Consider the following 10,917-nt stretch of genomic DNA (forward strand, 5'->3'; position numbering starts at 1 on the left):
AGGTATTAAAAAACCCCGAGCAAAGTCGGGGTTTTTACGGGTAATCAAGTGGATTAATTAGCCATTAATTTTTTCTTGAATAGCGTTAATAACCGCTTCAGATGAAGTTGCATCAACACTCAACAACAAACCTTCCTCTTTATAAAAACCAACCAGTGGGGCTGTTTGTTCGTTATAAACATTAAGACGATTACTGATTGCTTCTTCAGTTTCGTCGTCTCGTTGAACGACTGGTTCGCCACATTTGTCACAAACGCCTTCAACTTTTGGCGGGTTAGATTTAACATTATAAATCTCACCACAGCCCGTGCAAGTACGACGCGTGGTTAGACGGTCAAGGATAACATCGCGAGGAACATCAATTTCAACCGCTGCGTCTAATTTTTCACCCATTTTGTCCAATAATTTTTTCAACGCTTCTGCTTGCGGAATGGTACGCGGGAAGCCGTCTAACAAGTAGCCAGATTTGCAATCGTCTTCTTTAAGGCGCTCTTCCATAATGCCCATAATTAAATCGTCAGAGACCAAATCGCCTGCTTTCATAGCTGCCTGTGCTTGCTTGCCTAACTCAGTGCCTGCTGCTACTGCGCCACGCAAAATGTCGCCTGTAGAGATTTGAACTGAACCATCGATTTTCGTGAGTAATTTGGCAACAGTACCTTTGCCTGCACCTGGTGCACCTAAAAGAATAAGTTTCATAATATGTCCTTGATAATTAATAAAATTTAGCCTCTTTTTTATAGCGTTAGAGGCAAAAAACGAGGGTAAATTATACCATAATTTTTACAGTCTATTGAGCAACTACAACCATTGCCGGACGCATTAAGCGACCGTTTAAAGTAAAACCAACTTGCACGACCTCTAAAACAGAGTTGGATTTCTTGTCGGGCATTGGAATCATAGTAACGGCCTCGTGAAATTCTGGATTAAAATTTTCACCAGTTGGGTCGATGGGCTCTATGTCGAATTTTTTCAAAGTAGACAAAAATACTTTGTCGGTCATCTTTAAACCTTCCAAAATACTGTCGATGGTTGCATTTTCTTCTTTTGCAGTTTTTAACCCCATGGTTAATGAATCTTTGACCTCAAGTAATGCCTTGGCGAAGTTATCAAGCGCAAATTTGTGCGCATTTGCCAAATCAATAGCGTTACGGCGTTTCATATTTTCCATTTCTGCCTGAGCGCGCAAAAGCTTATCGTGACTATCCTTGGCAGATTTTTGCGCTTCTTCTAATTGCGATTGCATGTCATCGCTGCTGTCTATTTTAGAAGCGTTTAAAATTGCATCTTCGATGTTTATTTCTTCCGTTGAAGTTGCTTCTGCTTGACTTTCAAGCGCTTCATCCTTTACTTCTGTTGATTTTGTTTGATTTTTTGATTCTTTTGTTTTCTTTTTTGTCATTTTTCCATCCAATTCGTGTATATTTCGCTTGTTATATAGGTACTATTTTAAATAAATCAACTACAAATAAACAACTATGTTTAATACAATCGGAATTATTACCAAACCCAACGACCCAAATAGCGATAAAAAGGCGAGCGAACTCAGTAATTTGCTTGAACAAAAAAGCGTTACTATTGTGCGTGGCGGGCAAATTGGAGAGCAGGCGGACTTGATTATCGTTGTCGGTGGTGATGGCTCGCTATTGAACACTGCTCGCAATTTTGTGGACAAAAAAATTCCGATATTGGGGATCAACTTAGGTCATCTCGGATTTTTGGCTGATGTGCCTGCGACTAAAATGCAAGACATTGTGACCGAAGTACTGAACGGCAACTTTACCAAAGAGGCGCGTCATTTGTTGTCCTGCCAGATTGAGCAAGATGGCAAAGTATTAGGGCAATACTTGGCGCTCAATGATGCGGTGGCACATAGGACTGGGACTTTAAAAATGCTTGAATTTGATTTATCTATTGATGGAAAATTCGTCAGTAATCAACGCGCCGATGGACTTATTATCACTACGCCAACGGGGTCAACTGCCTATGCACTATCCAGTGGCGGACCAATTATGCATCCAGGTGTGAATGCCATCGGCGTTGTGTCTATTTGCCCGCACACAATGAGTCATCGCCCTTTATTAGTGCCAGGCGAAAGTGAGATAGTGGTGCATATTAAAGAATCTGATGAGGGTGCTACGGTCAATTTTGACGGGCAAACTTCGGTGCCAATTTCAGCGGGGCAAGATATTTATGTGCGTCAACACAAAAGTTCAATTCATTTGTTGCACCCACAAAATTATGATTATTTTGAAATTATTCGCTCTAAGTTACACTGGGGTGCAAAACTTTAGCAATGTTATCCCAGTTATCGGTTAAAAATCTCGCTGTTGTTGAAAAACTTGACTTGTCTTTTACATCGGGTATGAGCACGGTGACGGGCGAAACGGGGGCGGGAAAATCTATCCTCTTACAAGCCCTAAATTTAGCACTCGGTCATCGCAGTGATTCGACGCTTGTGCGTCATGGCAAGGATAAAGCCGAAGTCAGCGCAGTGTTTGAGGTAGAAAACCAACAAAAAATACATGACTACCTCAAGCAACATTCTCTGGATGAAGATGGGGAGTGCGTTTTGCGTCGCATTGTTACCAGTGATGGACGCTCGAAAGCCTTTATAAATGGTACCAGTGTGCCATTATCGGTGTTACGGGGAGTGGGTGAATTGTTGATTGATATGCATGGTCAGAATGAACATCAACTGCTGTTACGCCCCGACCAACAACGCGATTTGCTTGACGCTTATGCACAAAATTCTACGGCTTGTGTGGCATTAAATGTCATTGTGGCGGAATATAATACTATTTGCAATACAATTGACGAGCTCAATAATAATCAAGACTTGAAACAGCAACAGCAAGAATTATTGCACCATCAATTGGACGAATTAGAAGCGGCAGCATTGATACAAGAAGACTTAGATACCATAGAGAATGATTTTAAAGCCAGTGCCAATGCCGCCAGTTTGATTGAACAAACCTCAACCATTCTTAGTCAACTTGAGGAGGAAAATGGCGTGAATACGCAATTAATGGCGTTGAGTTATTCGCTAAGTCAGGCAGCGAATACTGATGAAAAACTAGCCCCAATTGCCGAATTATTGACCAGTGCCCAAGTACAAACGCAAGAAAGTATTTACGAATTAACCCGTTATTTAAGCGCTCTATCATTCGACGAAGAAACCACTAAAAATCTTGAGGAACGCCTTAGCGAATTACATAATTTAGCACGCAAACACTCGTGTCAAATTACCGAATTGATTGAAGTCAAAAACAAAATTTCTACTGAATTAGATGTCATCGGTGATGTAGGCGCGTCAATAAACGACTTGGAAGAACAAAAAGCAGCCCTAACAAAACACTATAACGAAAAATCCGACGCATTAAGTAAAGTGCGCACTGAAAAAGCCAAACGCTTATCGCACTTAGTTACCGAAGCTATGCAAGTGTTGGGCATGCCCGGTAGTGCGTTTATTGCCGACTTGCCAAAAAAGGCAGAAGGCGTGCATTATAACGGTAACGAAAACATTAATTTTTTAGTCAAGACCAATATGGGTAGTGATTTCAAAGCCTTAAAAAAGGTTGCATCTGGTGGCGAACTGTCCCGCATTTCATTAGCGATTTCAGTTATTAGTAGTGACAGTGAATACACACCAACCTTAATTTTTGATGAAGTTGATGTTGGCATCAGTGGCGCCGTTGCCGAAGTGGTCGGGCAAAAACTCAAGCAACTCAGTAATAACTATCAAATCCTCTGCATTACCCACTTAGCACAAGTCGCTGCCTTTGGTCATCAACACTTGCGCGTACACAAATCTCAAACAGATGATGGCGCCCAAACCACCGTAATGCAACTATCCAACGATGAACGCATTGATGAAATTGCTCGTATTTTAGGAGGAGCCATCATTACTGATAATGCACGAAATGCTGCTGCTGAGATGATTAAACTTAGTCTTTAGCCGTTAAAAATCGCCTTATTATCTTGTTTTTTCCTAATAACAACGGTCTTTGCTAATTTAGCATGCCAGCCTTGTTTTCTTTTATCAAACGCCACCCAAATAATACCTAGCATAAATATTAGCATTGCTGGAATATAGGCAAAATATCGCCCTATACATTGCCCCACGCTTAATTTGGCACCATCGTCAGCATTAACTATTTTTATTTTTAATGCCATCTTTCCAGGGGTGGCAGATTTATAAAACCAAAATAACACAGTTGCAAACAATGGGAATGTAACATTGATTAAAAAATCAGCCCCTCCTAAAAATACACCATTACTTTCCCATATCAAACTACCATATATCGAAAACGTTAATGGAAGGGTAATTATGAAAAATAATAACGAATCAATCAATGATGCTCCGACTCTAATCCAAAATCCTGCGTACTCATACTCTTCGTTATTCAATTTATACCCCTTAAAATTATAAATCTATAAAGTTGCCCAAAATCTCTATTTTTTCTTCAAACGCTCAATGCCTAACATCTTAAAGATATATTTTTGATAAGCGGGTTCTGAGTTACCTGTTTTCATATTGCGAATAAAGAATTTCTCAAAAGCAATCTTAGCCAGATGCATCATTTTACCTTTCTTTGCCCAAGTTACATTTCTCGGAGGAATTTGTGGCATAGCAACGAAAGCTGCACCTGTGTCACCCATATCGGCAATACAAACTGCGTTCCAAGTTGGAATATTTGATGGCTCTTTGCCATCAATCATTTCTTCGATATTATGAACAACAGCGGTTACCATTGATTCAATCATATAGCCTGTCTTCGGTGTACCGCACATAATAGGGGTTGCCTCTACCGGTGGAATGGCAATATTAACACCTACAGAGAAGATATTATTTTTAACAGGGGATTGATGGTGCTCATTCACAAATACAAAACCACGCGGATTAACATAACCTGCATCAACATTGGCTAAATTAGCAACTGTGTCAACACCTTTAAAAGCCGGCAATAACATTGTATAGGCACTTGCAATTTCTACCGTTTTAACCACTTCCCCATTGTCATCACATTCTTCTATCACAACCTTGTCGGCCTGAACTGAGGCAACTTTACTGTTGATATGCCATTTAATATGACGATGACGACATTCTCCCTCTAACAAGCCTTTAGAGTCGCCAACACCCCCTAAACCTAAGTGTCCAATATATGGCTCAGGGGTTACAAAAGTAATCGGGCATTTATCACGAATGCCGCGTTTTCTTAAGTCGGTTTCCATGATGGTTGCAAACTCATAGGCAGGACCGAAACAAGAAGCACCTTGCACTGCACCAACAACAATCGGACCGCCGCCATTTGAACAAAACTCTTCCCATTTTTGTCTGCCAACCTCAGCATGTGCTGTTGTACAAATAGAAACACTATGCCCATCTGGACCAAGCCCTTCAACTTCGTCAAAGGCTAATTTTGGTCCTGTTGCCAAAACTAAGTAGTCGTAATCAACGACTTGCTCGCCCACCAACACTTGGTTTTCGTCGGGTTTGATTTCAGTTGCTTCACCAACGATTAAATTAATGTTCTTACGCGTTAATTTTGGCTCAAGTTCAAAACTGATGTCACTTTCAGAACGCCAGCCAACAGCAACCCATGGGTTTGAAGGGATAAAGTTAAAGTTCGGATTGTTAGAAATCACCGTTACTTCGTGATTTTTACCTAGTGTTTTCTTTATATCATAAGCAAAAGGCAATCCACCTGTGCTCGCTCCAATAACAACTATATGTGCCATTTTAATTCCTCTCGTTTATTTTAAAACCATATTATTAAGGATATTGTATCATTTGTCAAATACATTAGTATATTACTGTTATTTAATGTAGTTATAAAAAGACAAAATTAACTTTATTTATTGTTACCTAAACTGTATAATTCCGATTTTTTGTTAGTTTGTGGTGCTAATATTGGCAAATTATAAGACCTTGCCAAAAGTTCAATTAACTATTATGTTGGCGTCTATCGCTTACTTCTCCACAATAGATGCAGGCGTTTCTGCGCTTTATGGAGGTGTAATCAGTTTGATTAATACGGCGTTGATTACCAGGCATACGAACAAACAAAAAAAAGACGCAACTATTAGTGCCCAGATAGCTCTCTGGATGATGGTCATTAGTGTAATAATGCGAATGGCAATTGTAGTGGGTTTAACTTTGACAGGTTATTTTGTCCTTGAGTTAAATGCAGATGCACTAATTATTGGTTTGGTTTTAGGGTTAATTGGTTTTTTATTAGACAAGGCTTTGTATAGATAATGTCAGCAGAAATGGAATCAGGTGCATACATTAAGCATCACTTACAGAATTTGACTTACGGTCAATTCCCTGATGGGCATTGGGGCTTGGCACAATCTGCTGCAGAAGCCAAAGAAATGGGCTTTATGGCGTTTCATTTAGATACCTTGGGCGTTTCATTTTTCTTGGGTGCTGTGTTTTTATTTTTCTTCTATCGCATCGCTCAGAGGATGACCACTGACACTCCTTCAGGCGCACAAAACTTTATTGAAAGCATTATCGACTTTATTGATGAAAATGTTCGCGGTTCCTTTAACGGCAAAAACCCATTGGTTGCTCCTCTGGCCTTAACCGTTTTTATTTGGATTATCTTAATGAACACGATGGACTTGATCCCGGTTGACTGGGTGCCACAAATTGCACAATATATTGGCGTCGCCTTTGGTGCTGATCCACATCATGTCTTCTTTAAAGTTGTGCCGACCACCGATCCAAATGCCACTTTCGGTATGTCAATCGGCGTGTTCTTATTGATGTTGTACTATACAATTAAAATCAAAGGTGTTGGCGGTTTTGTTGCAGAATTAACCCTACACCCATTTGAATCTAAAAACCCATTTTTAAAGGTTCTATTGATTCCAGCTAACTTTTTCTTAGAATTTGTCTCATTAATTGCAAAGCCAGTATCACACTCGCTGCGTTTATTTGGTAACATGTATGCTGGCGAGATGATTTTCATCTTAATCGCGTTATTACCGTTTTGGATTCAGTGGACACTATCAGTGCCTTGGGCAATCTTCCACATTTTAATCGTATTGTTACAAGCCTTTATCTTTATGACATTGGTGATTGTATATATGGACATGGCACACGACGAAAGCCATTAATTTTTTAACAAAAAAGGAGTAAGAAAATGACAGAAGTACAAGCAACGCTATTTTTAGCAGGTTCCATCTTAATGGGTTTAGGTGCATTAGGTGCAGCGGTAGGTATCGGCATCTTGGGTGCAAGATTCTTAGAAGGTGCAGCACGCCAGCCAGAACTTATTCCAATGCTTAGAACGCAAATGTTCATCGTAATGGGCTTGGTAGATGCGGTTCCAATGATTGCAGTAGGTATCTCAATGTATATCTTATTTGCGGTTGCAGGCTAATTATTTAAAAGCAGGGTTTAAGCTATGAATATTAATTTGACGATGATTGGACAACTAATCATGTTCGCCATGTTCACATGGTTCTGCATGAAATTCGTATGGCCGCCAATTATTGCGGCTATGGAAGCGCGTAAAAAACGCATTGAGAGTGGTCTGATTGCAGCAGAACGAGGCTTATCAGAGCACAAAGAAGCGCAGCAAAAAGCCCAAGAAACCATTAACCAATCCAAAGACCAAGCGGCTGCAATTATTGCTAATGCAGCAAAACAAGCATCGGGTATGGTTGAAGACGCTAAGAGCACCGCTTCTCAAGAGGCAGACCGCATCAAAACACAAGCACACGCTGAAATTGAGCAAGAGTCACAACGCGTGCGTAACCAATTAAAAGACCAAGTATCTGAATTGGTTATGCAGGGCGTGAATGCAGTTTTAGACAAAGAGGTTGACCCTAAAGTACACCAAGACATGTTGGGAAAACTGTCGCAGACTTTATAAGGAACGAGAACAGTGGAATTAACGACAATCGCCAAACCTTATGCCAATGCAATTTTTGAAATTGCACAGCAAAACAAATCTCATTCAGACTGGAAGGCTGTTTTAGAGGTGGGTGCATCGATTGCAGAGGATGCGATGATGTCTGCATTTGTTGCTTCACCGAGTGCCAACAAAGCCAAAAAGGTAGAAGTACTAACAGGTGTGTTTAAATCTGCATTGGGCAGAGCATTGAGCAAGGAAGAAACAGCGTTTGTTAATTTGTTATTAGAGAATGGTCGTATTGTTGTATTGCCAAGCATCTTAGAATTATTTGATGCAAAATCCAATCTCGACAGCGATGCGAAAGTATTTCATGTAATTAGTGCTTACAAGTTAAGTGCGACCGAAGAAAAGGAAATCACAAGTAACTTATCAGATAAATACAATACGACAGTGAGCATCGATACTGAAGTAGATGAAAATTTGGTCGGTGGCGTTGTGATTAAAGAAGGTGACAAAGTGGTTGACTTATCGGTCAAGGCTCGTGTAGACGAGCTAAGTTCGCGTTTGTCAATCAATTAATTTAATTTATAAGAGGAAAGGTTATGCAATTAAACGCAAGCGAGATTAGTGATTTAATTAAAAAGCAAATAGAAGGCTTTGATTTTGCAGCTGAAGCGCGTACAGAAGGTACGGTAATCAGCGTAAGTGATGGTATTGTGCGTATTCATGGTTTGGCGGATGTTCAGTTCGGTGAAATGCTTGAATTCCCAGGCAATACTTTCGGCATGGCGCTTAACTTAGAGCAAGATTCCGTTGGTGCGGTAGTTTTAGGTGAATATTTGCATATTTCTGAAGGTGACACGGTTAAGTGCACCAACCGCTTGGTAGAAGTACCTGTTGGTGAAGCGATGTTAGGTCGCGTTGTTAACGCATTAGGCAAGCCTATTGACGGTAAGGGCGACATTAAGGCAGAAAATTCACGCCCATTAGAAGTTATTGCACCAGGTGTTATTGACCGTCAATCGGTTGACCAGCCCATTCAAACAGGTGTGAAAGCGATTGACGCAATGGTGCCCGTTGGTCGTGGACAACGAGAGTTAATTATTGGCGACAGACAAACCGGTAAAACTGCTGTTGCAATTGATGCAATCATCAATCAGAAAAATACAGGGGTCAAATGTGTGTATGTTGCGATTGGTCAAAAAGACTCATCAGTAGCAGCAGTTGTACGCAAATTAGAAGAACATGGTGCAATGGAAAATACCATTGTGGTAAATGCTGGCGCTTCTGATGCACCTGCCTTACAATATATTGCCCCTTATGCGGGTTGTTCAATGGGTGAGTATTTCCGTGATATTGGCGAAGACGCACTGATTGTCTATGACGACTTGACCAAACAGGCTTGGGCTTATCGTGAAGTGTCGTTACTATTGAAACGCCCACCAGGTCGTGAAGCTTACCCAGGTGATGTGTTTTACTTGCACTCTCGTTTATTAGAACGAGCGTCACGAATCAATGCAGATTATGTAGAAAAATTAACCAATGGCAAAGTAAAAGGTAAAACCGGCTCATTAACCGCATTACCAATCATTGAAACCCAAGGTGGCGATGTATCTGCATTCGTACCAACCAATGTAATTTCTATTACTGACGGTCAGATTTTCTTAGAAACTGACCTATTCAACTCAGGTATCCGTCCAGCGATTAACGCCGGTTTATCAGTATCTCGCGTAGGTGGTGCAGCACAAACGGACATCATTAAGAAGTTAGGCGGTGGTATTCGTCTTGACCTTGCACAATATCGTGAATTGGCGGCGTTTGCACAATTTGCATCAGACCTTGATGCAGAAACTAAAGCACAAATCGACCGTGGTCAGCGCGTTACAGAATTAATGAAGCAAAACCAATACTCTCCACTATCAGTGGCTGAAATGGCAACTTCATTATTCGCAGCCAACTCTGGCGCATTAGATGATATTGAGGCGAATAAGATTGTTGATTTTGAAGCGGCATTGATTGCCTATATGGGTGCAAACCAAGTGGCATTAATAAATAAAATTAACGAAACGGGTGACTATAATGACGACATCAAAGCTGAATTACAGGCAGCGATTGATGACTTTAAAGCAAATCATACTTGGTAATAGGGCAATATAAACAATGGCAAGCGGAAAGGAAATTAGAACACAGATTGCGAGTATTAAAAATACTCAAAAAATCACTGCGGCCATGGAAATGGTCGCAGCTTCTAAGATGAAAAAAGCACAAAACAGAATGTTGGCTTCTCGCCCTTATTCTGACAAAATATCCAAAGTTATTGGACACTTGGCTTACGCACATTCAGAATTTAAACATCCGTATATGAAAGAAACGGGTGACCTTAAACGCGTTGGCATCATTATTATCTCCAGTGACCGTGGTTTATGTGGTGGCTTAAACACCAATCTATTCAGAAGTTTGTTAAAGCAAGTGCTGGCATATCAAGCGCAAGGCGTCGAAGTTGACATCTGCACCATTGGTAAGAAAGCCACCTCGTTCTTTAAAAATTCAGGATTAGTCATTAAATCAGTTTTGACAGATTTGGGTGATGCGCCTCACTTTGATGACCTATTAGGCACAGTCAAAGTGATGCTAGATGCGTATGACGAAGGCGAAATTCAGCAATTATCAGTTGCCTATAACAAATTTGAAAACACCATGACCCAAGTACCGACAGTCACACAATTGGTACCCATGGTTGCAGGCGAAGTAGACGGCATGGATCATCATTGGGACTACATCTACGAGCCAGATGCAGAGATAGCACTCGGCGCATTATTGGTGCGTTACATCGAGGCTTTGGTTTATCAAGGCTTGGTTGAAAACATCGCCTGTGAGCAGTCGTCAAGAATGATTGCAATGAAAAGTGCAACGGATAATGCAGGTGATATGGTTCAAGATTTAGAATTAGTTTACAACAAAGCAAGACAGGCAGCCATTACTCAAGAAATCTCTGAGATTGTGAGTGGTGCGGCTGCAGTATAAATATTAACAGTAAAAGTTTAAA

General features: G+C 40.7%; 13 protein-coding genes. 9 read left to right on the forward strand and 4 right to left on the reverse strand.

Annotated features, from left to right (window positions below):
* Nucleotides 1-57: 57 nt before the first annotated feature.
* Together BSEPE_RS07515 and grpE are read right to left on the reverse strand one after the other, a co-directional pair.
* Complete coding sequence (locus BSEPE_RS07515; protein ID WP_066045785.1) at nt 58-699, reverse strand: adenylate kinase; 642 nt, start codon at nt 697-699, stop codon at nt 58-60.
* 91 nt (nt 700-790) lie between these two features.
* Complete coding sequence (gene grpE, locus BSEPE_RS07520; protein ID WP_083503006.1) at nt 791-1,402, reverse strand: nucleotide exchange factor GrpE; 612 nt, start codon at nt 1,400-1,402, stop codon at nt 791-793.
* A gap of 76 nt (nt 1,403-1,478) precedes the next feature.
* On the opposite strand from grpE, the gene BSEPE_RS07525 reads away from it, so the two are divergent.
* A complete protein-coding gene (locus tag BSEPE_RS07525; RefSeq protein ID WP_066045789.1) occupies nt 1,479-2,294 on the forward strand; it encodes an NAD(+) kinase in 816 nt (271 codons plus the stop codon).
* Between the two features lie 2 nt (nt 2,295-2,296).
* On the forward strand, nt 2,297-3,958 hold the full coding sequence (recN, locus tag BSEPE_RS07530; protein ID WP_066045792.1) for a DNA repair protein RecN: 1,662 nt from the start codon (nt 2,297-2,299) through the stop codon (nt 3,956-3,958).
* On the opposite strand, the gene BSEPE_RS07535 is transcribed toward recN, so the two are convergent.
* Nucleotides 3,955-4,410 carry an RDD family protein gene (locus BSEPE_RS07535; RefSeq protein WP_066045795.1) on the reverse strand — a complete coding sequence of 152 codons (456 nt, stop codon included), beginning with the start codon at nt 4,408-4,410 and terminating at the stop codon, nt 3,955-3,957. The two genes, recN and BSEPE_RS07535, sit on opposite strands and share 4 nt — an antisense overlap.
* Before the next feature lie 45 nt (nt 4,411-4,455).
* Nucleotides 4,456-5,742: an NAD(P)/FAD-dependent oxidoreductase gene (locus BSEPE_RS07540; RefSeq protein WP_066045798.1), complete on the reverse strand. Its 1,287-nt coding sequence runs from the start codon at nt 5,740-5,742 to the stop codon at nt 4,456-4,458.
* Between the two features lie 163 nt (nt 5,743-5,905).
* Here BSEPE_RS07540 and BSEPE_RS07545 point away from each other — a divergent pair, with 163 nt between their 5' ends.
* From BSEPE_RS07545 to atpG, 7 genes are read left to right on the forward strand one after another with little or no spacing between them, the layout of a single operon-like run.
* Nucleotides 5,906-6,262, forward strand: coding sequence for an ATP synthase subunit I (locus BSEPE_RS07545; protein WP_408065655.1), 357 nt, complete (start codon nt 5,906-5,908; stop codon nt 6,260-6,262).
* Nucleotides 6,262-7,128, forward strand: a complete 867-nt coding sequence (gene atpB, locus BSEPE_RS07550; protein ID WP_066045801.1) for a F0F1 ATP synthase subunit A — start codon at nt 6,262-6,264, stop codon at nt 7,126-7,128. The genes BSEPE_RS07545 and atpB overlap by 1 nt, the downstream gene beginning before the upstream one ends.
* Before the next feature lie 26 nt (nt 7,129-7,154).
* Nucleotides 7,155-7,394, forward strand: a complete 240-nt coding sequence (gene atpE / locus BSEPE_RS07555) for a F0F1 ATP synthase subunit C (protein WP_066045805.1) — start codon at nt 7,155-7,157, stop codon at nt 7,392-7,394.
* 24 nt (nt 7,395-7,418) lie between these two features.
* A complete protein-coding gene (locus tag BSEPE_RS07560) occupies nt 7,419-7,889 on the forward strand; it encodes a F0F1 ATP synthase subunit B (protein ID WP_066045807.1) in 471 nt (156 codons plus the stop codon).
* Nucleotides 7,890-7,901: 12 nt separating this feature from the next.
* The gene (locus tag BSEPE_RS07565; RefSeq protein ID WP_066045810.1) at nt 7,902-8,450 is read left to right on the forward strand and encodes a F0F1 ATP synthase subunit delta; all 549 of its coding nucleotides are present in this window, start codon (nt 7,902-7,904) and stop codon (nt 8,448-8,450) included.
* A gap of 23 nt (nt 8,451-8,473) precedes the next feature.
* Nucleotides 8,474-10,015, forward strand: coding sequence for a F0F1 ATP synthase subunit alpha (gene atpA / locus BSEPE_RS07570; protein ID WP_066045815.1), 1,542 nt, complete (start codon nt 8,474-8,476; stop codon nt 10,013-10,015).
* Between the two features lie 16 nt (nt 10,016-10,031).
* Entirely contained in the window at nt 10,032-10,895 is an 864-nt protein-coding gene (gene atpG, locus BSEPE_RS07575; protein ID WP_066045818.1) for a F0F1 ATP synthase subunit gamma, read from the forward strand.
* Nucleotides 10,896-10,917 lie beyond the last annotated feature (22 nt).

It is taken from the genome of endosymbiont of Bathymodiolus septemdierum str. Myojin knoll (assembly GCF_001547755.1).
Lineage (GTDB): Bacteria > Pseudomonadota > Gammaproteobacteria > PS1 > Pseudothioglobaceae > Thiodubiliella.

Coding starts and splice junctions, on each gene's coding strand:
- BSEPE_RS07515 (WP_066045785.1), bottom strand. CDS start 699: ATGAAACTTATTCTTTTAGGTGCACCAGGTGCAGGCAAAGGTACTGTT.
- grpE (WP_083503006.1), bottom strand. CDS start 1,402: ATGACAAAAAAGAAAACAAAAGAATCAAAAAATCAAACAAAATCAACA.
- BSEPE_RS07525 (WP_066045789.1), top strand. CDS start 1,479: ATGTTTAATACAATCGGAATTATTACCAAACCCAACGACCCAAATAGC.
- recN (WP_066045792.1), top strand. CDS start 2,297: ATGTTATCCCAGTTATCGGTTAAAAATCTCGCTGTTGTTGAAAAACTT.
- BSEPE_RS07540 (WP_066045798.1), bottom strand. CDS start 5,742: ATGGCACATATAGTTGTTATTGGAGCGAGCACAGGTGGATTGCCTTTT.
- atpB (WP_066045801.1), top strand. CDS start 6,262: ATGTCAGCAGAAATGGAATCAGGTGCATACATTAAGCATCACTTACAG.
- atpE (WP_066045805.1), top strand. CDS start 7,155: ATGACAGAAGTACAAGCAACGCTATTTTTAGCAGGTTCCATCTTAATG.
- BSEPE_RS07560 (WP_066045807.1), top strand. CDS start 7,419: ATGAATATTAATTTGACGATGATTGGACAACTAATCATGTTCGCCATG.
- atpA (WP_066045815.1), top strand. CDS start 8,474: ATGCAATTAAACGCAAGCGAGATTAGTGATTTAATTAAAAAGCAAATA.
- atpG (WP_066045818.1), top strand. CDS start 10,032: ATGGCAAGCGGAAAGGAAATTAGAACACAGATTGCGAGTATTAAAAAT.